At 57.7% G+C, this 26,691-nt stretch carries 19 protein-coding genes, 3 tRNA genes and 3 pseudogenes; 12 read left to right on the forward strand and 13 right to left on the reverse strand.

Annotation, left to right across the window (positions count from 1 at the left end):
• Nucleotides 1-57: 57 nt before the first annotated feature.
• Complete coding sequence (locus MHJ63_RS00175) at nt 58-879, forward strand: fused MFS/spermidine synthase (RefSeq protein ID WP_052048621.1); 822 nt, start codon at nt 58-60, stop codon at nt 877-879.
• A gap of 376 nt (nt 880-1,255) precedes the next feature.
• Here MHJ63_RS00175 and MHJ63_RS00180 read toward each other — a convergent pair whose 3' ends face one another.
• Both MHJ63_RS00180 and MHJ63_RS00185 read right to left on the reverse strand, forming a co-directional pair.
• A complete protein-coding gene (locus MHJ63_RS00180) occupies nt 1,256-2,230 on the reverse strand; it encodes a hypothetical protein (RefSeq protein ID WP_239445772.1) in 975 nt (324 codons plus the stop codon).
• Nucleotides 2,231-2,354: 124 nt separating this feature from the next.
• Nucleotides 2,355-3,068 carry a DUF6318 family protein gene (locus MHJ63_RS00185; protein ID WP_239445773.1) on the reverse strand — a complete coding sequence of 238 codons (714 nt, stop codon included), beginning with the start codon at nt 3,066-3,068 and terminating at the stop codon, nt 2,355-2,357.
• Nucleotides 3,069-3,147: 79 nt separating this feature from the next.
• On the opposite strand from MHJ63_RS00185, the gene MHJ63_RS00190 reads away from it, so the two are divergent.
• Complete coding sequence (locus MHJ63_RS00190) at nt 3,148-3,288, forward strand: hypothetical protein (RefSeq protein ID WP_239445775.1); 141 nt, start codon at nt 3,148-3,150, stop codon at nt 3,286-3,288.
• A 302-nt stretch (nt 3,289-3,590) separates the two neighbouring features.
• On the opposite strand, the gene MHJ63_RS00195 is transcribed toward MHJ63_RS00190, so the two are convergent.
• Complete coding sequence (locus tag MHJ63_RS00195) at nt 3,591-5,036, reverse strand: NCS2 family permease (protein ID WP_035754401.1); 1,446 nt, start codon at nt 5,034-5,036, stop codon at nt 3,591-3,593.
• A 418-nt stretch (nt 5,037-5,454) separates the two neighbouring features.
• Between MHJ63_RS00195 and MHJ63_RS00200 the strand changes: the two genes are divergently transcribed.
• Nucleotides 5,455-6,267: an SDR family oxidoreductase gene (locus MHJ63_RS00200; protein WP_239445776.1), complete on the forward strand. Its 813-nt coding sequence runs from the start codon at nt 5,455-5,457 to the stop codon at nt 6,265-6,267.
• Nucleotides 6,268-6,664: 397 nt separating this feature from the next.
• Nucleotides 6,665-7,789 carry a universal stress protein gene (locus MHJ63_RS00205; protein WP_083289475.1) on the forward strand — a complete coding sequence of 375 codons (1,125 nt, stop codon included), beginning with the start codon at nt 6,665-6,667 and terminating at the stop codon, nt 7,787-7,789.
• Nucleotides 7,790-7,971: 182 nt separating this feature from the next.
• Here MHJ63_RS00205 and MHJ63_RS00210 read toward each other — a convergent pair whose 3' ends face one another.
• A complete protein-coding gene (locus MHJ63_RS00210; protein ID WP_239445777.1) occupies nt 7,972-9,963 on the reverse strand; it encodes a C40 family peptidase in 1,992 nt (663 codons plus the stop codon).
• Nucleotides 9,964-10,413: 450 nt separating this feature from the next.
• Here MHJ63_RS00210 and nagB point away from each other — a divergent pair, with 450 nt between their 5' ends.
• Nucleotides 10,414-11,205: a glucosamine-6-phosphate deaminase gene (gene nagB / locus MHJ63_RS00215; RefSeq protein WP_035754395.1), complete on the forward strand. Its 792-nt coding sequence runs from the start codon at nt 10,414-10,416 to the stop codon at nt 11,203-11,205.
• Nucleotides 11,206-11,346: 141 nt separating this feature from the next.
• On the opposite strand, the gene MHJ63_RS00220 is transcribed toward nagB, so the two are convergent.
• Nucleotides 11,347-11,715 (reverse strand): metallopeptidase family protein, encoded by a 369-nt coding sequence (locus tag MHJ63_RS00220; RefSeq protein WP_239445778.1) that lies wholly within the window; start codon nt 11,713-11,715, stop codon nt 11,347-11,349.
• Between the two features lie 135 nt (nt 11,716-11,850).
• On the opposite strand from MHJ63_RS00220, the gene MHJ63_RS00225 reads away from it, so the two are divergent.
• The 3 genes from MHJ63_RS00225 (at nt 11,851) to MHJ63_RS00235 (ending at nt 12,193) form a co-directional block, all read left to right on the forward strand.
• Nucleotides 11,851-11,923 (forward strand) — tRNA-Glu (locus MHJ63_RS00225).
• A gap of 74 nt (nt 11,924-11,997) precedes the next feature.
• Nucleotides 11,998-12,071 (forward strand) — tRNA-Asp (locus MHJ63_RS00230).
• 49 nt (nt 12,072-12,120) lie between these two features.
• Nucleotides 12,121-12,193: transfer RNA gene (locus tag MHJ63_RS00235), tRNA-Phe, on the forward strand.
• A gap of 131 nt (nt 12,194-12,324) precedes the next feature.
• Here the strand turns inward: MHJ63_RS00235 and MHJ63_RS00240 are convergent.
• The 3 pseudogenes from MHJ63_RS00240 to MHJ63_RS00250 form a co-directional block, all read right to left on the reverse strand.
• Nucleotides 12,325-12,843 (reverse strand): annotated as a pseudogene (locus MHJ63_RS00240) (IS1249 family transposase); the annotation flags it as partial.
• A gap of 25 nt (nt 12,844-12,868) precedes the next feature.
• Nucleotides 12,869-14,091: pseudogene (locus tag MHJ63_RS00245) on the reverse strand (IS3 family transposase).
• Nucleotides 14,092-14,148: 57 nt separating this feature from the next.
• Nucleotides 14,149-14,802: pseudogene (locus tag MHJ63_RS00250) on the reverse strand (IS1/IS1595 family N-terminal zinc-binding domain-containing protein); the annotation flags it as partial.
• A gap of 978 nt (nt 14,803-15,780) precedes the next feature.
• Here MHJ63_RS00250 and MHJ63_RS00255 point away from each other — a divergent pair.
• The 3 genes from MHJ63_RS00255 (at nt 15,781) to MHJ63_RS00265 (ending at nt 19,832) form a co-directional block, all read left to right on the forward strand.
• On the forward strand, nt 15,781-16,980 hold the full coding sequence (locus MHJ63_RS00255; RefSeq protein ID WP_239445779.1) for an MFS transporter: 1,200 nt from the start codon (nt 15,781-15,783) through the stop codon (nt 16,978-16,980).
• A 1,015-nt stretch (nt 16,981-17,995) separates the two neighbouring features.
• Nucleotides 17,996-18,706 carry a DUF6318 family protein gene (locus MHJ63_RS00260; protein WP_239445780.1) on the forward strand — a complete coding sequence of 237 codons (711 nt, stop codon included), beginning with the start codon at nt 17,996-17,998 and terminating at the stop codon, nt 18,704-18,706.
• Between the two features lie 124 nt (nt 18,707-18,830).
• Nucleotides 18,831-19,832: a hypothetical protein gene (locus MHJ63_RS00265; RefSeq protein WP_239445781.1), complete on the forward strand. Its 1,002-nt coding sequence runs from the start codon at nt 18,831-18,833 to the stop codon at nt 19,830-19,832.
• Between the two features lie 437 nt (nt 19,833-20,269).
• On the opposite strand, the gene MHJ63_RS00270 is transcribed toward MHJ63_RS00265, so the two are convergent.
• The 5 genes from MHJ63_RS00270 to MHJ63_RS00290 all read right to left on the reverse strand — a co-directional run bounded on the left by MHJ63_RS00270 (nt 20,270) and on the right by MHJ63_RS00290 (nt 25,913).
• On the reverse strand, nt 20,270-21,412 hold the full coding sequence (locus MHJ63_RS00270; RefSeq protein ID WP_239445782.1) for a DUF8083 family protein: 1,143 nt from the start codon (nt 21,410-21,412) through the stop codon (nt 20,270-20,272).
• A 24-nt stretch (nt 21,413-21,436) separates the two neighbouring features.
• The gene (locus tag MHJ63_RS00275; protein WP_239445783.1) at nt 21,437-22,240 is read right to left on the reverse strand and encodes an exodeoxyribonuclease III; all 804 of its coding nucleotides are present in this window, start codon (nt 22,238-22,240) and stop codon (nt 21,437-21,439) included.
• 69 nt (nt 22,241-22,309) lie between these two features.
• Nucleotides 22,310-24,040, reverse strand: a complete 1,731-nt coding sequence (locus tag MHJ63_RS00280) for an AMP-binding protein (protein ID WP_239445784.1) — start codon at nt 24,038-24,040, stop codon at nt 22,310-22,312.
• A 222-nt stretch (nt 24,041-24,262) separates the two neighbouring features.
• Nucleotides 24,263-25,090 carry an ammonia-dependent NAD(+) synthetase gene (gene nadE, locus MHJ63_RS00285; RefSeq protein WP_239445785.1) on the reverse strand — a complete coding sequence of 276 codons (828 nt, stop codon included), beginning with the start codon at nt 25,088-25,090 and terminating at the stop codon, nt 24,263-24,265.
• A gap of 124 nt (nt 25,091-25,214) precedes the next feature.
• Nucleotides 25,215-25,913, reverse strand: a complete 699-nt coding sequence (locus tag MHJ63_RS00290) for a hypothetical protein (protein ID WP_239445786.1) — start codon at nt 25,911-25,913, stop codon at nt 25,215-25,217.
• 127 nt (nt 25,914-26,040) lie between these two features.
• Between MHJ63_RS00290 and pyrE the strand changes: the two genes are divergently transcribed.
• Nucleotides 26,041-26,595: an orotate phosphoribosyltransferase gene (pyrE, locus tag MHJ63_RS00295; protein WP_239445787.1), complete on the forward strand. Its 555-nt coding sequence runs from the start codon at nt 26,041-26,043 to the stop codon at nt 26,593-26,595.
• The last annotated feature ends 96 nt before the right edge of the window (nt 26,596-26,691 follow it).

The raw sequence follows: 26,691 nt of genomic DNA on the forward strand, positions 1-26,691 counted from the left end.
CGGGGGAGGGCTGCCCGTCGATCACGCTTGCTGCAGGGCGAGAATACAGCGTCCGATGTGGGCGCTGATGCTCGCACCGATGTTCCGCCGGCAGGGCCGGAGGATCTGCGGGAAGGCCAGTGGCCTGTTTCGACTGGTGTGGTGGCGCTTGAACGCGACCCGTATACACCGGATACTTGGACAGTTTTGGTGAATGGTGTGCCGTCCTCGAGCATCAATCTTTCTGATCCGTTTCACCTGGATTTCGAGTATATGCGTTGGATGGCATTGATTCTGGGCAATGTTTTTGATGCTGAGGCACGTCTTCGGGTTTTGCATTTGGGTGGCGGGGCTGCGGCTTTTCCACGGTATGTGAATGCGGCGTTCCCGGAGTCGCGACAGGTTGTTGTGGAGTTGGATGCCCGGCTAAACGAGTTGGTGCGGGGCTGGTTCGATCTGCCGCGGGCGCCGATGCTGCGGTTGCGTTCGGGGGATGCTTTGGATGTTGTTCCGACGCTGACGGCGGCTAGCCGTGATGTTGTGGTCCGGGATGTCTTCGTGGGAGATGTGACGCCGTCGGGATTCGTTGATGCCGGGTTCGTTGGTGAGGTTGCGAGAGTCTTGGCGCCGGATGGGTTATATCTGTTGAATGTGGGTGATGGCCCGGAACTGGTGAATGTGCGCCGCGAACTCTCAACCCTTAAAGGAACCTTCGGCAACATAATTGCTGTTTCGGATCCCGCGGTATTTAAGGGAAGGCGCAGAGGAAATATCGTGATGGCGGCGTCGAACCAAGGCTTCGGAGATGCGGCGCGCCTTGTTAAAGGATTGCTTTCCGACCCTTTGCCGGCTCAAGTGTTGGCAGGCAACGAGCTGGAGTCACGCTTCGGCGCGAAGTGAAGGTTGCGTTGATGGCTGACGAGGAACTGCCGCGAACGTGCATAGGTGCCTGATTTCTTCGACAAAGTAGTCCCGCTCGCGTCAAGGACAGTTCTTCCGGATAAGGCGTACTGCACCGCTTAGTGAAACTCAGCTGTCGATGATGGATGGTGTGATCGTACTCGAGTTCAGATTCCCCGCAGGTTACCTGGTGGGTATAGCAAGAGTAGCGTAAACAGCGGCATTGACGCATCGCCGACATTGGTTATTCAACTGAACCCCAGAGGGTATGTTCAGGGCCGGCCGCGAGAAGCGGCCGGCCCGTTTTGTGTGTTGTGTTGTGGGATTGTGGTGCGCGGCGGCTGAGCGGTTATGTGGGGCTCGCGCCGTGTGGGGGTTAGCGTGTTTGGCGGGGTTTGAAGATGGTGAAGTCTTGTATCTTGCAGGTCGGATCATCACTCGGGTTGCCTGGTTGGCAGGGACCGGAGACATTGACGGACCTCATACTCCAAACCCGTATATCCAAGGGTGTAGCTTGGGTTTCCAATGTGCCGGGGATGGTGTCCCAGGTTTCACCGTTATCCAGGGAGTATTTCCCGGTATAGGTCACGGTGGCTTCTACTCGGTAGGTTCCTCGTTTCTGGTACATGTGGGAGGTGGGAGTTTCTTTCTCCCACACATCAGCTTTAGTGGGCAGCATCTTTCCAGCGGTTCTGGAAGTGCGTGCTTCACCGTCGCCGTATTTCCACCGATACTTGATCGGGGTCAGTTCCACGGTGACGTCCTCATCTAGCACGTCGATGGTTTCCCGCACCACACCACCAGCACCAGCATCAGCGGCGGCGGTGTCGCTGTTGTTCTTGTCTTTTTTGGTGAGGTAGAAGTTGGTCCAGGCGGTGGTGAGGGTGTTGGGTTTGATCGCATCCGTAGTCACGGCTCCGGGGTGGATGCGGATGCGTTTGGTTTCGGTCGCGACAAGGGTTCGGATTTCGGTGATGGTCAGCGGAGCCTGCTCAGCCGGAGCCCCGTTCTTAGATGGTTTACTTTTAGCGCGGCAGGCGAGTTGGGTGGTGGCGGTGTTGGTGGTGTAGAGCAGGTCATCACGCTGACCGCACTCATCCACCGCTCGGCGGGTGCAGGCCTGGGTTTTAGCCGCGTTACGAGCTCTAGAGTCCACCATCTCGGCTACATGCAGGTCACTACCAGCGACCTTGGTTGAACCGGTCACAGCCCCGGAGCGATCCAACGCGCCCGCGGTACAAGCCTGGTGCCACACAGGACGGTGAGCAAAAGACTTAGGAGCAGCCGCCGGCGCATGAGAGGGCGCCCCCGCCTTGGAATCCGAGGACGTTTTGGTTACTTTTCTTTGCATTTCGCGAGTCATTAATGTGGACTCGACAGAATGTGAGTCTTGGTCGAAGCCCACATTAGGCGTGGCAGAGGCATATCCTGGCGCTAGTAGTAGCGGGAGGACGCAAAACAAGGCGATATTCCGTCTATTTCGCATCCCGATAGATCCCTTCCAGACGCCATTGCCCGTCGATTCTGCGTAGTTCTAGGAAAGCATCGTGCATCGTTCCTCCGGGAAATTGCTCGACTGGCTTGGGGCTTCCAGGAAAGTACCGTTTACGTGGCTTCTCACTAATGGATAGGTGGACTTCGTAGATGCCGTTGTCGAGTTCTTTCAGGTTTGGGCGAACCTTCTTTGGTATCAAGTCTCCGCCGATGTTCCAGGACCCGTCTTTCTCCATCATTTTCCTGACCCTTTGAACCATCTTGCAGTAGATGCAAGATTTATTGGTCATTTCCCAGAACTCGAGCCGTAGCTTGTTGGTTTCCAGTCCGTAGTTGAATTCTTTGAACCAGTGCTCGATGAACGCGACTTGCCCAGCTTTGCTTTCTTCCTTCGCTACCTCCGGTAGTGGTCCAGGGACAGGCACGTTCTGTGCTGGGCGTTTCGGGGTTGCTGGCTTATAGGGGCCCTTCGGCGACGGACTCGCGGAAGGTTTAGATTTCGCGGGGCTCTTGTCCGTGTCGCTTTCGGACGTGTTCTTATTCTTGGCTTCCTTATCACTCGGCCTTGCAGACGGCGAGACTGAAGTAGCCGCTTCGGCGGGCTTCGTATCGTCATTGGTGCCGCAGGCAGCCAGACCGGAAACAAGCGTGAACGTCAGGGCTGCGGCGATAGTGCTGCGTTTTAGATCTGTCATGGTGTCGCCCCTTAGGCATGTGTTTCTGTTTAGAACCTAAGGTAGCCAAGCGCATCAAAAAGCACCATAGACAAACGAAATGAAATTTATCTTTCACGTTTCGGATGCGAGCAGATTCCTCAAAGTCCCGCATAAACACGGGGAAATCGAATCTTCAGCAATCGAGTTCGCACCCAATCTTCTGTCCGGTATCCCGGAAGCCATCGAGCGTGACCGCTAGCCACAAACATAAAACAAGGCCATCAACACAGGTGTAAGCCAGCTCATAGCAGTGCAAGATCTAGGTCGCCACCGTACGGCAACGCGAAAGCGGGACTGTTGCGACCAGTTCACACTGGCTGCAACAGCCCCGCCCACTTATTCAGGCTAACTTCCTGACCGGCATCGTCCCTGACCGGGCTCGCCCGAGCCCGGCATCGCCCGTGCCCGGTCGAGTCTCTGCCGGCCAGACCAGCCGGGCCTGGCCAGCCCCGGCCCCGTCGGTATTATTTCTACAATTTTTGTGCCGAAGGTTGGGTTTGGTTAGGCGGAGGCGCCCGTCCAGCCGTCTACTAGCCCCATGCCGAAGAACACGAGGAAGAACCCGGCGACGACCCACATGAGTGGGTGGATGTCTTTGATGCGGCCTTGGACGAGGCGCACGAACACGTATGCGATGAAGCCTGCGCCGATGCCGTCTGCGATGGAGTAGGTGAACGGCATCATCAGGATCGTGAGGAACGCTGGTAGTGCGATGCCGATGTCGTCCCAGTCGATGTTGGTGACTTGGCTCATCATGAGGAACCCGACGGTCACGAGGGCCGGAGCTACGGCTTCGAATGGCACGAATTGCACGAGCGGGGTCAGGAACATCGCGAGCAGGAACAGCACACCGGTGACGATGGCCGCGATACCTGTGCGCGCACCTTCAGCAATACCGGCGGAGGATTCGACGAAGATCTGGTTGGAGGAAACGCCCGCGCCACCACCGGCGACGGCGCCTGCCGCGTCGACGAGAAGCACGCGGTCCACGTTCTCTATGTGCCCGTCTTTGTCGATGGTGCCGGCGGCGGTCGCGAGGCCGACCATGGTGCCCATCGCGTCGAAGAAGATGGAGAGCAGGATCACGAACACCAGCAGGATCGCGGCGACCGCGCCGATGGACGACGGGGTGAACGCTTCTACAACGTTTGCTTGGCCGATGAGGGAGAGGTCAGGTAGCTGCCACGTGAAGTTCTGGCCTGGGACGACGAGCGCCCACCCTGTTGGGTTGTCTTCGCCGCCGGCGCCGATTTTGAGGGTTGCTTGCAGGATGTTCGCGAGGATCGCGGAGGCGATGATGCCGATGAGGATGGCGCCGCGGACTTTGCGGACCATGAGGGCGATGGTGAGGAACAGCCCGAAGAGGAAGACGAGGGTTGGCCAGCCGACGAGTCGGCCGTTGATGCCAAGCGTTACGACGGTGCCTGGGCCGGCGCGTACGAAGCCTGCGTTGACGAGGCCGATCAGCGTGATGAAGGCGCCGATACCTACCACGATGGCGGTTTTAAGCCCTGCGGGGACGGCGTTGAAGACCGCTGTTCGGAACCCTGTGAGGACGAGGATGAACATGATGGTACCGGCGATGACGACCAGGCCCATCATTGCTTGCCATGAGAGTCCGGGGTTGGTTGCGACGGTGACGGCTACGAGCGCGTTGACGCCGAGGCCTGTTGCGAGGGCGAAGGGTTGTTTCGCCCAGAGGCCCATGACGATTGAGAGGAGGCCGCCTACGAATGCGGTTGCGGCTGCGACTCGGGCGATGCCGAGTTCGTAGCCGTTGGTGTCGGCGCCTTGGAGGATGAGCGGGTTGAGGACGACGATGTAGCTCATCGCGAAGAATGTTGCGAAACCGCCGCGGATTTCGCGGCCGAGTGTTGAGCCCCGTTCGGTGAGCTTGAAGTATGTGCTGAGCCCACTGGTGGCTTGATTGGTGCGTGCTGATGACATGTTGTGAATTCTACTGTTTGCGCGGGCGCGTGTGGGGCTTGATGTCGCGGGTTTGCGTGGTGTTGGTGGTTCCTTTGGGTTGGTTGCGTCCGATGCGGGGCGGGCTTGGTGCGGTTGTAGGGCCACTCAGGTGAATGGAATTAGTCTCGCTCATTATTCAATTTAGTGTTGATCATGTAGTGATTTCTTCAATGATTTGCCTGTGTATATTTCAGTTCCTTGGGGAGTGAGATCCTCGGCGGGCAGGCGCGGTGCTATAGGCTTCTTTATAGTTTGCGTTGCGGTACATGACCTACTACAGACTCGTGGCCTGATGGGCGTTATTTCGTCACTTTGTTTTCTCTATATTCTCTATACTCGGCTGGTATCATTAAAGCGTTACATCAATCCACGAATCGCAAGAAAAGGGTGGAGTTCAATGGCTCGAGTTATTGTCGTAACAGGTGCTGGGTCTGGGATCGGTAAAGCCACTGCGGATCTTCTGAAGCAGCGTGGCGAAACCGTGATCGGCGTCGATTTGAAGGGTGCTGACCTCGAAGTTGACCTAAGCAACGCAGAGTCGCTGCAGGCCATGGTCAACAAGATCAGCGAGGAACACGACCATATTGATGCGATTGTCGCCAACGCAGGTACCGCATCGCAGACTCCGCTCGACGTCAAAGTGAACTTCTTTGGGGCTATTGACACGATTGAATCGCTCAAGCCTCTGCTTGAGAAGTCGGAGAACCCACGCGTAGCTGTTACCGCGTCGGCTGCTTCCCTCCAGCCAACTGATACCAACCTTGTGAACCTGCTGCTGGAGGGCAAGCGTGAAGAAGCCGTCGAGTACGGCGCTGCGCTCGCTGAGAAGAGCCAGGAGATCGGTTACGCGAACTATTCGGCATCGAAGCGTGCCATCGCGACCTGGGTCCGTAAGGTCGCACCGACCGAGGAATATGCCGGCAAGGGCATTGCAATCAACGCGGTAGGCCCAGGTGTTGTGGAAACCCCGATGACCAAGGATCTTCTGGCAACCGAGGAAGGCCGCAAGGCTGTGCTGGGCGTCATGCCGGCTCCGCTGAACGGTGCTGTCAAGCCGGAAGCGGTTGCTGAAGTGCTCGCGTTCCTCGTATCTGAAGGTAACCGTTCGATGGTCGGCCAGATCATTTACGTGGACGGCGGCTTCGACAGCTTGGATCAGGGCCGCGGCGCGGACCTCTGGCATGCCCCGAAACGCATGGACGAAGTATAAAGCCATCGGAATATAAGGCGTCTAAGCCTGCGCCGCAGTGAGGCTGACGTGCTTCATCTGTCTCGCTGTTGCCGACGCCGTTGTCGCTGGCCGCGGATTCTAGGCGGCAGTTGCCGGCGGCCGCGGATATAGTGGCAGGGGCATCGTCAGTGTCGGGGAGCATCAGCTGTTCCCCGACACTGCGTCGTTAACAGCAAGTCTTTAACAGCATCGCGCGTAAGCCGTGACCAGCATCGCGCGCATCCCTCACACCACCCGCCCCAACTTAATCTTTAGCATCGTGAGTGCTGTTATTAATCTCGGATTTTTATTCAATGGATTCTCCCCGTGAGGTGCGTTTGGCCTGTACGGTGGAGGTAAAGCGTGCAAAGCGCAATGAATCTGTAGGAGTTTCACCATGACCGATACCCCAGAGAACACCCCAACCCCGAACACCGGTGAACCGAACGTTGATACGTCGGCCTTGGATTTGGCTGCGATCCGTCTGGAGGCCCGGAAGCAGGAGGACAGCCGCAACCGTGAGGAGGCGCAGAAGAAAAACACGCCTGGCGCTGGAGCTGTAGTGGTGGGTGTCGATGGTTCCGAGCAGTCGCTGGAGGCCCTTGCGTGGGCGGCGGCTGAAGGTGGGCGTCGTGATCTGCCTGTTGAGGCCGTGATGTCCTACACGATCCCAACGTTCGTTGCTACCGCGATGGATGCCGGCTATTCGGCTTTGGATGATGAGACGTTGCGTTCCGGCGCGGAGACGGTTTTGCGTGAGGCGCTTGCGGATCTGGATCGGCGCCGTCGTGAGAACCCGGAGATCCCATTCGCTCCGGCTGACCGTGTGCGTGCGTATGTTGAGACGGGCGACGCGGCGGGCACCCTGCTGGAGTATTCGCAGCACGCTGAGATGGTTGTGATGGGCGCCCGCGGCCGTGGCGGTTTCTTTGGCCGTATTTTGGGTTCGGTTGCTTCGGCTGTTCCACCGCACGCGCATTGCGCGACCGTTGTGGTTCCGAAAGGTTCGTTGGCTCGTAAGGAGGCATCGGACACGGTGGTGGTTGGTGTCGACGGTTCGACGGCGGCTCGCTTGGCGATGTTGGATGCGGCTCAGGAGGCTGTGGCTCGCGGGTGTGAGTTGAAGGTTGTGTGGGCTTTGCCTCCTCTTTCGGGCACCCAGATGTGGGCGGCGTCTGCGATGGACCAGCAGTCGGTGGTCCGCGAGATGAACACGCAGCTTTCTGCTGCGGCTGATTGGTTGCGTCACCACTTTGATGGTTTGCGTGTTTCGACTGCTGTTGTTGAGGGTGTGCCTGCGCAGGTTTTGATTGAGGAATCGAAGCGGGCACGCTTGCTGATTACGGGTACGCGTGGTCGTGGCGGTTTCGCGGGCATGCTCTTGGGTTCCACATCGCAGTCGGTTTTGAACCATGCGAAGTGCCCGGTTCTTGTGGTTCCTGCGCGTAAGGATGAGCGAATTGAGAACCGTGGAGAGTTCGGTCCGATGCCGCAGGAAGAAGCCGAAGGTGAAAAGAAGTAGCCGTGCGTTCGCGGGCGGTTGCGTGGTTTCTGAAGCCGCGGTTCTGTAGCGGTTTTCTATAGCGGTAGCGGGGCCTGGTCATGCTGATGGCATGGTTAGGCCCCGCTGCTTTTTAAAACCTTTGGCATCGTGAGTGCTGAAATAATTTCAGCACTCACGATGCCAAAGGTGAGTTGGCGGGCTTAGTAGCGGGCCGCTAGCGGGTAGATGTTGTTGACGTAGCTGATTGGGGTTACGCCGATGCCGGCGCGAGGGTTGCGTGCGTGGACTACTTGTCCGTTGCCGACGTAGATCGCTACGTGGTAGATACCGGATGGTGCGCCGTTGTTGGAGGAGAACACGAGGTCTCCGACCTGCAGGTTCTTGAGGCTGACTTGCTGCGGCGCCCCGGTGAACTGTGCGCTCGCTACGCGCTGGGTGGAGATCCCGGACTGGCGGAATGCGTTCTGCACGAAGGACGAGCAGTCGAAGTAGCGTGGGCCGTTCGCCCCGAACACGTAGCCGTATCCCTGCGAGCCTGCGATGTTGAGTGCCCAGTTGAGGGCGGCCTGCTTACCGGCGCCTGCACGTGCAGCTTGCTTCTTCTTCGTAGCTGCCTTCTTAGCGGCAGCCTTCTTGGCCGCGGCTTTCTGCTGGGCTGCTCGCTGCTGAGCCGCCTTCTTGGCGGCTTGTTCCTTGGCTTTCTTCGCGGCAGCTTGCTTTGCGGCGGCCTTGCGGGCTTCTTCAGCTTTCTTGGCTGCGGCACGCTGCTCGGCTGCGCGCTTTTCTGCAGCCTTCCGGTCAGCTTCGGCGCGAGCTGCTTCTTGCTTGGCCTTCTGCTCGGCGGCCTTGCGTGCTTCTTCGGCTTTCTTCGCGGCAGCCTCACGCTCAGCGGCTTCGCGCTCGAGGCGTTCACGCTCTGCCTTCTTCGCTTCTTCAGCCTTGCGCTGGGCTTCTTCCTGCGCCTTGCGGGCCTCTTCAGCCTTCTTGGCGGCTTCGGCTTGCTCAGCTTCAAGCTGCTTACGCTTCTCTTCAGCTTGGCGTTGCTTCTCGGCCTGTTCGGCGGCTTCGCGTTCGGCTGCGGCGCGGGCGGCTTCTTCTTCGGCCTTGCGTTGGGATTCTGCTAGTTCTTCATCGCTTGGCCCGGCAGGAGCTTCAGATTCCGATGGGCTAGCGGCTTCTTCTGTACCGTCACTGTCAGCATCGGAGGCAGCGCCATCATCGCTAGCGCCGGCATCGGCGTCTTGGGTGCCAGTATCGCCGGTGTCCCGGACGCTGGCGGGGCGTTCGATGCCGTCAACGGTGGTGTTTGCCTGTTCAGCGGCTTCGCGTTCCGCTTCAGCGCGGGCGGCTTCGGCTTGGGCGCGGGCTTCTTCTTCACGCTGTGCTGCCTGGGCGGCTTCGAATTCGCGCTGGAGGCGTTCGTCTTCCCGCTTCTGGAACGCTTTGGTTTCTTTCGCACGCGAGGTCCCGTTGAGGTCTGCGAGGCGGTCGAGCAGCTCGTTCTGGTCCGCGGTGGTTTCTAGCACGGTGACGCGGGTTTCCGCGGCGACCTTCTGCGCCTTGGTTTCGGCTTCGGTCTGTTCGCCGAGCGCCTTCTCGGCGGCGCGAGCGGTGGCTTGCGCGTAGGCGTCCCATTGCTTGGCTAGCTCTGTCGCGTTGCGGGCGGTAGCGAGGTCGCGGGCGCGTGCGTCGGAGAGGTGACGTAGCGCGTCGGAGCGGTTCAGGATCTCCTGCGGGTTATCTGCGGCCAGCAGCTCCCCGGGGTCTACGTTGAGGCCGCCGTTGCGGTAGGTCTCGGAGGCGATGCGGCCGAGGTCTTTACCCGCACGCTGTTCGGCTTCGCGTGCGGCTTCGAGTTCGCGCTTGGCCTCAGCGGCTTCTTCGCTCTTGCGTACTGCGCGTTGCTGTGCGGCGCTGAGGGCGTCCCAGGCGAGTTGTGCGTTGGCCTGGGCGGTGTTGAGGTTCAGCGACGTCTGTGTCAGCTGCGTCTCGAGGGTGCGCCGCATTTCCTTGGCGGCAGTGGGGTTGAGTTTTGCGGTTTTGACTTCGTGCGCGGAAGGTACGCTGGCGCGCTGTTTTTGCACAGGCTTTGTGGTGGGGGCGCCAGGGAACGCGGATGCGGTGCCGACGAAGGTGGTTGCGGTGATCGCTACGGCGGTGACCGCTGCGGCAAGGCGGAATCGCTGTGCCATGTAAGAAGTCCTTTTGTCCGGGAAAGCTCTGAATGGACTGAATAGTGAAGCTCGTTTGTCACAGGAAAATCACAATTCAGTAAAGGTCTCCAAGACACTTTACGAAACTTCCATCACGTTGGCAACACTACGAACATAATCCACACTATTCACATGAGTCACACGAGTAACATCCGCCCCATACTTTCATCTTTGGCAACGTAATTGCTGTTATTCGTCGAGGCAGCGGGTGGGTGACTTTCATCCCGGTGTTGCCTCCGTAACGTTTCCGTAACCTCGCAGCGGGGCTGGTGCTTCTCCGCCGCGGGCCACGCGGCAGCGTGGCCAATAGCAGCACTGTTGATGCCGAAGGTTTAGATAGGGGAGGGGCGGGTGCAACCTGGGGCGTTCCTTTGAGTAACGAAAAGGAATGTGTGCAACGGTGGTGCAGTGGGCGCTTAGAGTAGACGTATGGACGTGATCATCTCTAAGACAAGAACAGACGCTGAGAAAAAGGCTGGCGCCGCCGTTGTTGACGCCATCCGCCGTAAGCCAGATTTGGTTCTGGGTTTGGCTACCGGCTCTTCGCCGATCGGCATTTACAACTATGTCGCGGAGCATATTCGTGACCACGGGTTGGATGTTTCGAAGATCACGTGTTTCGCTTTGGACGAGTACATCGGGCTAGAGCCGACCCACCCGGAGTCGTATCACGCTGTTTTGAAGAAGTACGTGATTGATCAGTGGGGTTTGCGGCCAGAGCAGGTATTTGTGCCGAACGGTATGGCTGAAGATCCGCGCGCTGAGGCCGATAATTACGAGGCCGAGATGGCTAAGCGTGGTTTCGCTGACCTTCAGATTGTCGGCATTGGCAGCAACGGCCACATTGGTTTCAATGAGCCGGGTTCGGCGCTGGGTTCGCGTACTCGAGTGAAGACGTTGCATCCGCAGACGCGTCAGGATAACTCCCGGTTCTTCGATAACGATATTGATGCGGTACCGGTGCACTGCATTACGCAGGGTATCGGCACTGTTATGGACGCGGACCGCGTGCTCATGATTGCGACGGGTGCGGCTAAGGCGGTTGCGGTTGCGGGCATGGTTGAGGGGCCTGTGGCTGCGATGGTCCCGGCGTCGGCTCTTCAGTTCCATCGCCGCTGTGATGTTTATGTCGATGCGGTGGCTGGCGCTGCGTTGAAGGCGCGTGATTACTACGATTTCGTTTCCGAGAATGAGGATGCGATTCCGAGCCCGCGCCGCTGAATCTACATAATCCGCTACTCCCTTTTTCATCTTCGGCATCGTGTGTGCTGCTATTTCGGTCGTGGAATAACAGCACACACGATGCCGAAGGTTTTAATGAGGGATGTTTAAGCGGGCGGGCCGCCTGTGTTGCTGGGGCTTTTAGCCCCACCCGAGTTCGTGGAGCTCGGCTTCGCTGAATCCGAGGTGGTGTCCGATCTCGTGAACGAACGTGATGTGGAGTTCCCGGACGATGTCCGTCCAGTTTGAGCATGTCTCTTCGAACGTGTTCTTGAATAGGACGATGCGGTCCGGGAGTTGCCCTATTTCGTTTTCGCCGCGTTCGGTGAGCGGGGTGCCGTCGTAGTAGCCGAAGGTGAGGCCGTGGGGATCTTCACTCAGTTCCGGTTCGGGGGTGTCTTCGATGAAGATCTGGATGTTGTTCATCGCGCGCGTCAACTCCTCCGGGAGCTGCTCGTAGACGGAGTGCGCGGCGTACTCGAAAGCTTCGTTGGTGACACGGAAAGCCATGTTTCCACCATAAGCAACGCAGGCTGGCTGGCCGATTAAGCCCCGGATTTCCGCGGTTCTAGGTTAAATCTTGTGCTCGATTAGTCTACGTGGCGTTTATGCACTACACTGGTATCTCGGTGCACAACGCACTAGGCCCCCATCGTCTAGCGGCCTAGGACACCGCCCTTTCACGGCGGCGGCACGGGTTCGAATCCCGTTGGGGGTACGTTCATAACTTTGGATTTGGACTGCAGGATAAGTCCTGATAGAGTTTTGACCTTGTGAGCGTATTCGCTTCACGGCCCTGTAGCGCAGTTGGTTAGCGCGCCGCCCTGTCACGGCGGAGGTCGCGGGTTCAAGTCCCGTCAGGGTCGCAAGATCTTCGAAAGAAGTATCTGAACGGCCATCGCAAGATGGCCGTTCGGCTCTGTAGCTCAGTTGGTAGAGCGTTCGACTGAAAATCGAAAGGTCACCGGATCGACGCCGGTCGGAGCCACGTTTGAAACCCCCACCCGGCGTGGGGGTTTCTTTTTGTCTGCTGCCCTACCGGCCTAGGCTGCTGCCTACGATGCGGTGCAGGCGGGTTAAGGGTCAAAATGTGTGTCTGGTTTGGGTGTGTTGTGGGGGTTAGATGTGGCCTTTTTGGATGCCGATTGAGTGTGTGTAGGTGGTGTCGATAGCGTTGTCGTAGAGGGCCGGTCGTCCTGTTTGGTGGTCGGCTTGGTTCTTGTTGTGGGTCAGGGCTGGTACTTTGGCGAGTTGGTTTTGGCCCCAGTTGGACTGCCTGGCGATTTCTGTTGGATCGTCAGGCAGTTCTGTTTTCTGGTAGAGCCACCATTCCAGCATTTTACGTTGGTATTCTCCGGCTCTGCCGCGGTGGGTGCGGGTGAGCAGTTTCAGTTCGGCGTTGATCGCGCCTTCAAGGCTGTTGGTGGTGGATTTGATGCGGTGCCGGTGCTGTAGTTCGGTCGGTGGGTTGAGGTAGGTGAACAGGAGGTTGTTACGCCATAGGTGTAGCAGGCTGTTGTAGGCCTTACGGGTGTTCGGGTGTGTCCAGGCCCAGTGGCGTTGTTGGGTGATTGGGTCTGTGGTGAAGGTTTTCTGGTTGAGCCAGCCCCGGTAGAAGGTGCCGTATTCATGGAGTTGCCTTGAAGTGTCCCGGGTTTTGTTCCTAGGCTTGTGCCTTAGTTTCTATTATTTCTTGGGACGGGGTGTTCTCCCGAAATGCTGATTCGACTTCCGCCGGGGTTCGGTATCCCAAGCTTTGGTGGAGTCGGGTTTCGTTCCACCATGACACCCACTCAAACGTCGCGATTTCCACCTCGACTACGTCATTCCACGTTCGAGTATGGATGAGCTCATTCTTGTAGGACCCATTCACGTTTTCAGCTAGAGCGTTGTCGTAGGAGTCACCGACAGTTCCGGTGGAAGCAGCTATCCCATGGGCAGCAAGCCGTTGGTTGTAGACAACGCTGACGTACTGCGAGCCGTGATCAGAATGGTGCACCAAACCTGTTGTTTCTTCAGCGCACACGATCGCCTGGTTGAGGGCTTGCAACGGCAACAGTTCGGTACGCATGGAATCGGATAACGCCCAGCCGAGGATGCGTCGAGAGAACGCATCAGTGACAAACGCGGCATACACAAAGCCTGTCTTCGTGCGCACATAGGTAATATCTGCCACCCACAGCCTGTTCGGGCCTGGGGCTTTGAACTTTCGCTCCACCAAATCCGGACGCACATCCGGCACGTTCGGCTTGCAAGTGGTTACCGGCAAGCGTCCTTTACTCTTGCCGGATACACCGGCCAGGCGCATCAGCCGGGCAGTTTACTCCCGACCAATGCCAATGCCTTCGCGTCGAAGAGCATGCCATATTTTCCGACCGTAATTGTCGCTGTGAACCTTGCGAATATGTTCAACCAGGGCGGTATCGCGAAGAGTACGAGAACTTAGACCACCGGCTTTGGATTGTCGGTAACCACGCGAGGTGATAAAGCCACCTTCACGATTGTTCTTCAACGTCGTACAGATGAACTCGATGCTGAAACGATCCCGATATTCATCGATGAACCGGATCATTTCCGACGTTTTGGGTCGAGTTCTGATGCGAAAAAAGCTGACGCGGCCTTCAACAACTCGTTGGTGTCGCGAAGCTCTTGATTCTCACGACGTAGCCTAGCGTTCTCGGCTGCTAAGTCTTCCGGCATCCTTTCATCAACGCGTCCATCGCGTCGAGCTGCCTGTGTCCACTGCCTGGCAGTGTGCCACGAAACACCCAGTTTCGGCGCCACAATCTTGCACGCATTTTGCATAGAAAGGTTCTCTGCCAAGATGCGATCCTCAACAAGGCGGACCACGCGATCCTTGGCATCTTGGTCAAATTTCTTTGGCATATCCCAGATCTTCCCATCTACTCAAACGGAACAAAACCTGGGACACCTCAGCCTCGCCCAGGTGGCTGCTTCATCCAGGGTGGTGATCCGGGTCAGGTTCCGTGCTAGTTGGTAGATCGCTTTGCCCGCATCGGTACGCGGGTGTGAGGTGGTGTAGCGTCGTACAACTCGTTGTGCATGCACCAGGCAGCGTTGGATCACGGCGGCAGGCCAGCATTTCTTGATAGCGCTGGCGGCTCCTTGCCCTCCATCGATGACAGCGATCACCGGTGCGGGGATACGTTGAAGTAGTCGTTGGTATTCCAGGCTGGTTTCACGCTTGCACCAGTGCCAGGCCAGGACATGATCGAAGGTGGCCGCCACGATAAGACACCCGGCACCGGTGTAGGTTCCATCGATAAAGATCTGGTCATAGATCGTCCCGGCGTGTTTGATCATCGGGTCGGGTACTTCAACCAGCCAGCACCAGCTAAACCGTCGCTTCAACGTCGAAGGGCTCACCCCGGCCTGTTGTGCGGTGTCTTTCAAGCTACGGGTCGAGGTGCAGTGAGCGATGAACTGCTTGAACACTGCGGCTTTGGTGATGTCAGTCCGGGTTTTGGTGGTTGAGGCTCCGCAGAGTTTGCACCGCCACCTTGTCCTACCTTGTGTGGTGGTGCCATTGCGTTTCATATCGCCACCGCAGTGGCATCGTGGTCTGTTCTTCGGCATCCAGCCACCACACCACTAGCCGGTAGCACATCAAGGGCACCACACCGAGGAATGAACGCTCACACCACCGATATATGCCCAGCAGCCATATATATCCGCTGAAACCCGCGCCAACACAGCCGAAAACACCGACCCCAGACACACATTCTGACCCTTAACCCGTGCAGGCCGGGTATTCTGCCCCCGTTAGCGATGCCGTGAGCTGGCTTGTATCAGCCTCGTTGGTGTTGGATTCTGTTCCCGGCTAGCGGTCATGCCTAGTGCTTCGGAAGCGGTTGGCTAGCTTAGAACCCGATCACGGAAGCATGCCAAAGGGCGCCTTCATGACACATGAAAAACGTAGCGCTATCGCCGAGTACCAGCCTTGGCCCTTACCTCCGGGCTAGCGGCTTGTGGGACCAATGACAATGCCAAGCCTGCCGAAACGCCCGGCCTAGAACCCGCCTGTCCCGGGAACCTTGCCCGAGGTAGCTAAACAGGGAAGATCCAGCTAGCCCTGGAGAGGCTGGAGCGCGGCGTCGACCAAATACGACTCACTGTCATTCAGAAGCCACAAAACCGCCACCCTGGGAACCACAAACGAGTCGAACAATTCCCCGGAGCCACTTTGCATTCTTGTGTATAGTTCTTCTCAAGCAACGCTGGTGCTTGTCGGGGCAGTACTTTCAGGGCCTATCTATATGGAGAAGTCCCCACTGGAATGAAAGTCATGCCTACTACTTCGGCTGAAGCTAAGCTGCTTACTTGATCACTGCATTATGGAGGCGCGGAGAACGACGCGGATTGGAGTCATATAGACGACTCTGTTCTTCAGCGATTCCGGACCACTCGTGAATCGGGCGTTACGAATGTGCGGTGTCCCATAGCAACCCTTACTTTTAGTAAGTTTGGAACTGCTGAAAATTCTGACAGATGGTCTCGATGGAAGGGAGACTCGGGTGGCTCTCCGTAGAAATTTGACAGTTAGCACCTGAGAATATGCTTGAGGTTCTAAGAAATAGGCTTTACAGAATTTTCTTCTACAGCTTTACGCTAGGGAATTTTGCAGAAGGTCTCCTGGTAGTCACTACGCCATTCCTTATCCTCCGAACCACCGGCAGACCCGCCGACGTGGGCATAGGGTTAGCGGCGCAAACCATAGGAGTGCTATGCGCGCTTCTCCCAGGGGGCACCTTGGCGGATAGGTTCTCGAAGATAAAGATAATTTCTCTATCTTATATATTAGGTGCACTATCTTTGCTGCCAGTATTCCTATTGAATAGCGTCCAGAATAATATTGTCTTATTAGCATTATGCTTATTTATGTTTGGCGTGTCTACTGCAATCTATGGGCCTATAAGTGATTCGTTGACGCCAGATTTAGTAGATGAAAGCAACTTACATAGAGCTAATTCTGTCGAGTCATTTAGTCAGCGCGTTGGGCAAGGTATGGCAGGTCCAGTAGCTGGTGGCGTTCTGATAGTTCTAGATATGGGCACTATCTCTTACGCGATTGCTAGCATGTCGCTCCTTCTTGCGGCAGTAAGCATTAGAAGGATAAATATTCCGACACTTAATACTAGGGATGAAGATGGGCAGGGGCCATCTTGGTCAAGCGCCTTGAGATTTCTTAGAAAATGGCCTTCGTTTACGCTGCTTCTCGTGTGGGTCAGCGTCGCGGTGATGCTGCAGATGGGAGCGAAGCCTGTAGTAAATACAACCTGGGCAGATGGCTATCAGGGTGGATCTATGATTTATGGATCTGCACTGGCTATTGGCGCTGTAGCTTCGCTAGCAACAAGTGTGATTGTCGGCAATGCACGCCTACCTAAAAATTACGTTCTATGCATGATTCTATGCTGGTCTATTGGGTCCTCAGCGGTAATCATCTTATTGTTTAACAAAAGTGCAACTGCATTTGCGGTTACATTTATTGTGTCAAGTATATTTCTAACTATTGGCAATATATACTGGTCGACATTCATGCAAAAGAGTATCCCTCGGACACTGTTGCCTAGAATGCTAAGTATAGATTGGTTTGCATCGCTCGCGCTTGTTCCTCTGGGAGCAGCTTTGGCTGGTTTTGGTTTAGAGCGCATAGGACTAGAGAAGATGTTTCTCGTACTATCCACTCCAATCCTATTTAGCGGTTTTATAATGATGATTCTGATGCGACGCTCGTTTACGCTACGCGACTAATGAACCACTGACATGCCCATGAGCCATGTACCAGGAAGCTCCACCGAGAAGGCATCTCCTCTACTGAAACATGAGGGTGCCTTTTCGATAAGGTCAACACCGTGAATGCCACCAAATCCGATATGCAAGGGTCTCCACCGGCGACTAAGCTGACCAACCCCAAGACATGGCCTTAGCTGCTGCTACTTACTGGCAGAGCTGCACCGACAGCAGCAGAACTGGCCGAGCCATGCCCGTCCTTATGGCGAAGTAGATCTGAACGCTCAGCGAGTAGAAGACGCTTTCACTGCCTGGGGTCTGGACCGCTTGGGACCTAACTCGTGCTGGCTCTCAGGGCCGTTAAAGGACCTAGAGGCATGGGACGTCTTCATTGAATCGCTCTCTGAAGGTATAGATAATTCCCAGAACATGCGAGAGCTACCGTTTCATATTCTTGTTGCTCCGGTGGGATGAAAATGACCTTGACTTCTGAGCGTACAAAACCCGGAATGGCTGTGATGAGAGAAGGGGGCTGATGTTGGACCTGGCTGCCCGCCTCGGTTGTCTGAGGAGTAACGCTTGCAGCCTATTCCAGTTCGCAGGTTAATCCGGTGACGAGCAGAGCGTGGGCGAAGCGAGAGCCGGCGGGGTATCGCTCGGTATGAGCGTTCATTCCTCGGTGTGGTGTTGTTGCGGCGGTACCGGCTGGTGGTGTGCTTGTTGGTTGAAGGACTCGACCTGAGCTAACCCGCGTCCCCCTATCGCTACCGAGTGTTGGTCTACATCAGTCTTTTCATTTTGGATTCTGTTCCCGGTTAGCAGTCACGCCTGATCCTGTCCGGAGTATCGGACAAAGAATCCCAGGGCTCGAACCGTTCTTCAGTACTCGCCCTCCCCGCGTTCATGCGGAAGTTGGACTAATCCGGCTGCAACTGAAGTGTGAAAGAAAAATTTCATTTTGTTCTTCTATGGTGCTTTTGGGTGCGGTTGGCTACTTTAGGTTCTAAACAGAAACACATGCCTAAGGGGCGCCATCATGACAAACCTGAAACGCAGCGCTATCGCCACCGTATTGACGCTCGCTCTCGCTTCCGGACTGACGGCTTGCAGCAACAACAATGAGGACGCGAAGCCAGGTGAAGCGGCACCGTCCGCCTCGCCGTCTGTCAGTCCGAGCAATAAGGAAGTGAAAGACGAAAACGCTTCCGGTAGCGGCAAAGAATCTGCGAAATCCAAACCTTCTGCGAGCCCGTCACCGAAGGGCCCCTATAAACCTGCGACCTCTAAACATAGAGCTCAGAACGTGCCGCCTCCTGGCCCGCTACCCAAAGTGGCGAGAGAAGACAGTAAGGCTGGACAAATTGCCTTCGTTGAGCATTGGCTGAAAGAGCTCAACTATGCATGGGAAGTCGGCTCGTTCCGTAAAGAGTTCTGGGACATTACCTCACGTAAGTGTGAATACTGCAAAGACATTGACAAAGCTTTCTCACTTATGAAGCAAGACAAGGCTTGGATTGTTGGCGGACAGTTACGTTACGAGGACATCCAAGCACCAAATGAGGAACTAGACGACGGAAACTTCTACGTGACATTCACTGTCCACGAAGACAAGCGCTCCTTCTATAGGCCGGGGAAAACTAAACCTGTCGAATCAACCTCGGCCGGCTCAGCTGACAACGGAATGCTCGTCCTAGAGCGCAAAGATAACGGCTGGAAGGTTAGGGGGTTCTACGGTGCCGATCGCTAGCAGACACAAGAAGACCAATGCTGCTACTACACTCGCTGCCGCTCTTCTCCTGTTCTTCACCGGAACTAGCGCATATGCCGCTAACGTTTCCTATGGCGGAGATGGACTTGATGTCGATAGAAGTGTGGAACGCAAATATGAGACCACTACGAAGAAGCCAGGGGCATCCGACTACACTCCCGCGGTTGCTCCTAAGTCTTTTGCGAATCGTCCTGTGTGGCTCCAGGCTTGTACCGCTTCTGCGTTGGATCGGTCCGGGGCTGTGACCGGTTCCACCAAGGTTGCTGGTAGTGACCTGCATGTAGCCGAGATGGTGGACCTGAAAGCTCGTAATGCGGCTAAAACCCAAGCCTGCACCCGACGGGCCGTGGATGAGTGCGGTCAACGTGACGACCTGCTCTACACCAGCAACACCGCCACCACACAACTAGCCTGCCGCGCCAAGAGTAAACCGTCTAAGAACGGTGCCCCGGCTGAGCAGGCTCCGCTGACCATCACTGAAATCCGCACCCTGATCGCGACCGAAACCAAACGCATCCGCATCCACCCCGGAGCAGTGACTACCGACGCGATCAAACCCAACACCCTCACCACCGCCTGGACCAACTTCTACCTCACCAACCCCAAACACAACACCGACGACAAGAACGGCGGCAATGACAAGAACAGCACAACCAGCAACAGCGACACTGCCACCGTCGATGGTGTGGTGCGGGAAACCATCGAGGTCCTCGACGAGAACGTCACGGTCGAGCTGACCCCGATCAAGTATCGGTGGAAATACGGCGATGGCGAGGCACGCACTTCGAAAACCGCAGGGAAAATGCTGCCCACACGTGCGGATGTGTGGGAGAAGGAAACCCCGACCTCTCACATGTACCAGAAACGAGGAACCTTCCGGGTTGAGGCGACCGTGACCTACACGGGGAAGTACTCCCTGGATAACGGTGAAACCTGGGACACCATCCCCGGCACATTGGAAACCCAGGCCACACCCTTGGATATACGGGTGTGGAGTATGCGGTCCGTCAATGTCTCTGGTCCCTGCCAGCCAGGCAACCCCAATGATGACCCGACCTGCAAAATACAAGACTTCACCATCTTCAAACCCCGCCAAACACGCTAACCCCCACCACAACACGACACGGACGAAATGAGGCACCTTCATGCCAGAAAGAATTCTGGGACATCACCTCACCAAAGTGTCAATACTGTAAAGCCGAGGACGAAGTTTTCTCGCGCATGAAGAAAGACAAAGCCTGGGTGGTCGGCGGAAAGGTGCGGTTAGAAAACGTGGGCATACCAAATAAAAAGCTCAAGAATGGAAAGTGCTACGTGACGTTCACAGCGCACGAGGACGAGCGTTCCTATTACGTGCCCGGGAAACGAAACCAGTCCAAGCTGTCGAGGGAGGCTGGGGAGACGGTGCCGCTATGGTCTTGGAACGCAAAGCAGGCGGCTGGAGAATACGCGGGTTCTACGCAATCGACGAGTTGCCGCGAGGGAAGTAAGCATCCCTCGCAAGCGCGGGGTAGCGACTAGCTCTACTCAGAGCGGGGGTCGCTACCCCGCGTGCGCCCACATCGAAATCGAATCCCACCGCCGCCGTAAACGGAAATAAGCAGCCACAGCACCAGCCATGTCCGCGTCCATCAATGCATCCAACCCATCGGCGACATCCAAAACCGAATCATCCGGCCATGCCCTAGCCGTCAACAAACCATAATCCAACTCAACAACCGAATCCGGATGGAACTGCTGCAACCAGTCATGCAACTCCACAGCCGAGGCTAATAACCCAGTCGGGTCCACCGCATCGACATCATCCATGCCAGAACCGTCGAGGAAACCAGTGGCATCGACGTCCTCGTCCGCTTCCTCGTCCTCTGCAGGACTGCCGCCCCATGAATCACCCTCACCGAAGCCATCAGCGTCGGTGACCATCGAAATCGAAGACAACGCGGCAACGGCATACGCCGCCCGCTCCAGAGCCAACACCAAAGGAACCCGAACCGCAACCGAGAGCGGCTGCGAATCCTCGCCCTCGAGGACCTCCTCCTCATCGCCGGAACGGAACAACGCGAACCAAGTCAACGGGATCCGCCACGTAGACATCCGCGTGAACAACGGCGATTCAGCAAGCCACATCCCGTGTTCCTGCAAACGCTCACTATGCGCCGCGGCCGAAGCCGGAGGGAACCACACATCTAAAGCGTCCTCAGGCACGTAGTCCTCTAGCAAAGACGCCGCGATACCCGCACGCAACGGCTCCTGCGCCGGGCAAAACATCACGACATCGCCATGCTCCCTATCGAGCACAATCATGCGATACTGCTCAACAGTCCCATGCGGAAACGGATCCACCCGCGGACGCGAAATACGCGCCAAAGAACGCCACAACGCGGCCTCGTCATCAAACGATGCATCCAGCGTGTGCCCTGGCGTAGCAATCAACAACTGCTCAGCGTCATCGAAACTGCCCAACGGCGAATACACGCGCAAATATGCGGTGGGAGGCATATTACGACGCGCGCCCACCGGCATACGCGGAAACCCGCCCGCGCCGCCGTTGTCGCCAGAGTTGCCGGCGCTATCAGTGCCGCCAGCCCCAGCGCTGTTGCTCGCGCCGGCCCCGCTGGCGCCGTTCCCATCCATGCCGCCAGCCCCAGCGCCGCCGCCCGCATTGTCGTCTGAGAAAGTCCCCATCAGAGAGCTAGACCTAGCAGGACCTCAAGCCAACGTCACGACGACCGGCGCGTGGTCCGATGGGCCCTTGCCTTTGCGTTCTTCACGGTCGACTGCCGCATCCGTCACCCGCGCCGCCAAGGCGGGGGAGAGTAGTTGGAAGTCAATCCGCATCCCCTCACCTTTAGGGAAACGTAGCTTCTGATAATCCCAGTAGGTGAACACGCCGGGGCCGGGGTGGCGCTCCCGCATCGGATCAACAAAACCCGTATCCAGGAATGCGTGGAAAGCGTCACGTTCAGGCTGTGACACGTGCGTCAACTGGTTGTCGAGGAAGTACTGCATATCCCACACGTCCTCATCGCGCGGGGCGATATTCCAGTCGCCCGTCAAAGCGATCTGCGGCTGAGAATCCTCCGCCAGCCAGCCGGCCGCTTGACGGTTCAGCTCCGCAAGCCACTCCAACTTATACGGCATGTGTTCATCGTCCAGGGCGCGCCCATTCGGCACATACAAGCTCCATACGCGCACACCGTTACAGGTCGCCGCGATCGCACGAGCCTCCTGAACAGGATCCACCCCACCCTTACCGAACGCGGGCTGCCCAGGGAACGTCCGCTCAACGTCCTCAAGCCCCACACGGGACGCGATCGCAACACCATTCCACTGCGAAAAACCGAAATGCGCCACATCATAATCGAGCGACTCGAACAGCTCCCACGGGAAGTTCTCGTCCTTGCATTTGGTTTCCTGGATGGCCAGAACATCAACATCATTCTGCTCAAGCCACGCCTCAACACGGTCAGCGCGGGCCCGCAGCGAATTCACATTCCACGTTGCAATCTTCACGCACACAACCGTATCAACGCCCGCGCGTGGCGCGCCCAACTTTCACCGGCCCGGCGCCCGCATCGGCATCTACTTAGACCGGACCGACTTTAGCGCCGGGAAGTCTCGTTCGGTGTATTCGGTGCCTTGCGCGTCAGGTAGCAGCTGCCCGTCGGGGCCACGCTTTTCGGACTCTTCGTTGCGCAGGTCAACGCGGCGGATCTTGCCGGACACGGTTTTCGGCAGGTCCGCGAACTCGAGGCGACGGATCCGGCGGAACGGCGGCACGTTTTCCTTGCAGTAACGGAAGATCGCCTCCGCGGTTTCCGGGGTCGGTTCATGCCCGGCAGCGAGGATGATGTAGGCCTTCGGCACGGACAAACGGATCGGGTCCGGCGACGGCACTACCGCGGCTTCTGCGACGGCCGGATGCTCAACCAGGACAGACTCCAGCTCGAACGGTGAAATACGGTAGTCCGAAGACTTGAACACATCGTCAGCGCGCCCCACATACGTATAGATGCCGCGCTCATCGACCTCAGCGATGTCTCCCGTATGGTAGATGCCTCCGCGCATCGCCCGCTCGGTGCGTTCCGGCTCGTTATAGTAGCCGGCCATCAAACCGCCGGGGCGGGGATCCAGCCGCAGGCACAGCTCACCCAGCTGCGCCTCTTCACCGGTGGTCGTGTCGATCAAGACTGGCTCATAGCCCGGCATCGCACGCCCCATCGCGCCGATCTTGACCGGAATACCTGGAGGGTTCGCCACCTGGACCGTGGATTCGGTTTGCCCGAAGCCGTCGCGGATCGTCTGACCCCACGCCTTCGCGACCGTATCGATCACTACGGCGTTGAGCGGCTCACCCGCGGAAACCAGCTTCTTCGGAGGGTTTGTCAGGCGCGTCAAATCAGCCTGGATCAGCATGCGCCACACGGTTGGCGGTGCGCAGAAACTCGTGACCGACTCCTCCGACATGTGCTCCATCAACTTGATCGCATCGAAACGCTCATAGTTATAGATGTATACAGTTGCTTCGCCGATCCACGGCGCGAAAACATTCGACCACGCATGCTTACCCCAGCCCGGGGATGCCACGTTCAGATGCACATCGCCCGGTTCAATCCCGATCCAGTACATCGTGGATAGATGCCCCATCGGGTATGAATAGTGCGTGTGCTCAACCAGCTTCGCTTGCTGTGTGGTGCCCGATGTGAAGTACAGCAGCATCGAATCGTCACTGGTAGCTTTGTGTTCCGGAACGAACGATTCCGGCGCGGCATCCGCATCGGCCCAATGATGAGCCCCAGCGAACACCGAATCAACATCGATCAGTGAATACTCGCCCTCGATGTCCGCGAACTTCTCCAAATCGTTGTGGTCAGCGATGACCCAACGCGCACCGCCACGCGTAATACGGTCCTGAAGGTCAGCCCCCACCATCTGGGTAGTGGTCGGGATCAGAACCGAACCGAGCTTCACCGAAGCCAAAACCGACTCCCATAGCTCGACCCGGTTGCCGAGCATCAAAATGATCTTGTCGCCAAACTTCACGCCCAGCTGCGCCCACCATGACGCCACCTGATTCGACCGTGCCGAAAGCTCACCCCACGTGCGCGTGGTGCGTGTCTCATCGTCCTCAACGATGATGAGCGCTGGGTCATTCGCGCGCTCGCCGGACGCGATCTGATCGAACCAGTCGAACCCGAAGTTGAAGCCCGGGATGTCCGGCCACGTGAACGTTTCACGCGCTTTTTCGTAGTCCTCCCGGTAGGTCAGCAACTGGTCGCGTGCGGCCTTGTACTGCTCGAATTGTTGCGACATGGGTTCCTCCCGGGGGTTCGTCTATGCCTGCTGCCGCATATGTGGGTGGTTGCCCTGCGCGGCTGGCAGTTGACGAGGTTGGTATTGATTGGATTGTTGTTGTTTAGATTATCGATAAAAAAGTGCTGGGGCTGGAAAGATACGGTCCATGACGGGGCTCAGTTTCGCCACCGCTCTAGTTCCACTAGAGGTTCAGTCCTGGACCGACTGAGTTCCGCCGCCTCATTCCTTCCACCATGTGTCCGATGGGGTGGTTGGGGTGCGGCGCTTATGTCGGCTACGTAGGTAGGCGGCCTCGATGCGTTCCGCGGCTTGGCCGGGGACGGTTTCGCCGCGAAGGTAGGCGTCAAGGTGGGCGTAGGAGACGCCCATTTCGTCCTCGTCGAGCCGGCCGGGCTGGCCGTCCAAGAGGTCAGCGGTTGGGGCCTTGCCCACCACGCGTTGCGGGGCACCCAGGTGGCGCAACAGTTCACCGACCTGCCCCTTCGTCAGCCCCGCCAACGGAAGCACATCGGCACCGCCGTCACCGAACTTAGTGAAGAACCCCATCGTCGATTCAGCCGCCTGATCCGTACCGACCACCAGCTGGCCGCGCTCACCCGCAAGAGCATATTGGGCCGCCATCCGCATGCGAGCCTTCAGATTGCCGCGGTTGAAATCCGTGAGCGGGGCGCCCGTGGTGGCTTTGATCTGCTCCTCAAGACCAACGACCCCCGGCGCGATGTCCACTGTGTGAGGGTCATCGGGCTGTATGAAATCCATCGCCGCTTGCGCATCAGCCTCATCAGCTTGAACCTCGAACGGCAACCGAACCGCAGTGAAGGTGGCGTCAGTGTTGTGCTCGGCGCGAAGCCGCTCCACCGCGAGCTGCGCTAGACGGCCCGCGAGCGAGGAATCAACCCCGCCTGAAATACCTAGAACATAGCCGCGCGCATGCGCTACGAGGGCGTAATCCACTAAAAACTGGACGCGATCCTCAACCTCCTGAGCCGCGTCAATCTTCGGTTTCACACCCATTTCAGCGATGATCTGTTGCTGCAGAGACCTCATAAACCCAGCTTAGTCCGTGGGGTGCAGGTGTGGTTGGGGCGGCGGTGCGGGCCTGGGGCGGGAGGCGGCCGATGCGGTAGGAGGAGGCGCCGAGGTCCCGGCGCGTGGCGGTGGGGGCCTTGGCTTACGGTGCGGGTGGCGCTGGTGGCGGCGGCAGGAAGCCGCGAGGGGTTGAACCTTCCTGTGCAGTGTTTTCTGGCGGTGTTGTGCTTTCTGCTGGCTCTGCGTCCGCGGATGTTGCGGTGTCCGCTTCCGGTGTCGCCTTCTCTGGCGGGGCCGGCGGAGGAGGCAACGTGACGGGCGATGCGGGCGCTGGGTCCGGAACGTCAGCTTGGTCCGCGTGAGGGGCTGCGGGTGCTGGGTCCACATCGGGAGCCGCTGGCGCATCGTTCGTTTCAGGCGCATCAACCGAACCGGCATCAGACCCAACTGTGCCGTGGGCGATCTCCTGCCCAACCTCGGCAGCGGCGGCCTCAACCACGCCGCGCATCGAAACCTTCTCCGAAACCGGGGCATCCAGGCCGACCTCGTCGGGAACCTGCGGCGCAGGAATCACCGGTTCAGCCGCGCGAACATGCGGATCCGCGATCGCATCAGCCTGCTGCTCAGCGGCACGAACAGCCGCATAAATGTCCTCAGAATCCACACCGAGACGTTTCGCGATAGCGGCATCAACCGCATCGGAATCAGGTTCCCAATCAGTCGGTTCCCAGTCCGTCGGCTCCCACGAAGACTGCGGCGCAGGAACATCAAGCTCGGCAGGAGCCGCCTCAAACGGCTCCACATCCTGACCGGCAGGCCCAGGAGGAGTAGGAAGAGACATCGAAGACCCCCAAAAACGGAACGAATCCCAGAATCGACTAACCCAAGAAACAACTAACCCCAGAATACGGGGGAATAAGGCGTGAGGGAAATGAGCAAAAACCGGTGTAGCACCTAAACTAAGGAACATGACCAGCAACGAACGCGCACGCCTGCAGCAGCTCATCAGCGACCTCGCCGTGGTGCGAGGCAAAGTGATTCTCTCCTCAGAGAAAGAAGCCGACTACTACGTTGACCTACGCCGGGTGACGCTGCATCACGAAGCCTCGATCTTGATCGGCCGCCAACTGTTGGCAGCATGCGACGACGCCGGCATCACCTTCGAAGCCGCCGGCGGGCTCACGATGGGTGCTGACCCCGTAGGTACCGCGATCATGCACGCGGCACGGGAAGCCGGGTGTGAGATTGACGCGTTCGTGGTGCGGAAAGCCGCGAAAGACTACGGCATGGGTCGGCAGGTTGAAGGGCCGGGCGTTGAGGGGCGCGACGTGCTGATCGTCGAAGACACATCCACGACCGGCGGCTCCGCCCTCACGGCAGTGGAAGGGGTGCGGAAAGCGGGCGGCAACGTGGTCGCGGTAGCGGTGATCGTTGACCGGGACACCGGCGCGGCCGAACGCATCAAAGAAGAAGCCGGCGTGCCGTACATTGCGCTGTTCAGCAAACACGACCTCGGCCTCTAAACCTTTAGCAACAAGAGTGTCGAAAAACGTTAAGACCTGTAAGTGCTGAATAACCTTTAGCACCGAGAGTGTCGAAATAAAACGTGGCTGCCGCCC

This window comes from Pseudoglutamicibacter albus, from assembly GCF_022346425.1.
In the GTDB taxonomy this organism is placed as follows: Bacteria; Actinomycetota; Actinomycetes; order Actinomycetales; family Micrococcaceae; genus Pseudoglutamicibacter; species Pseudoglutamicibacter albus.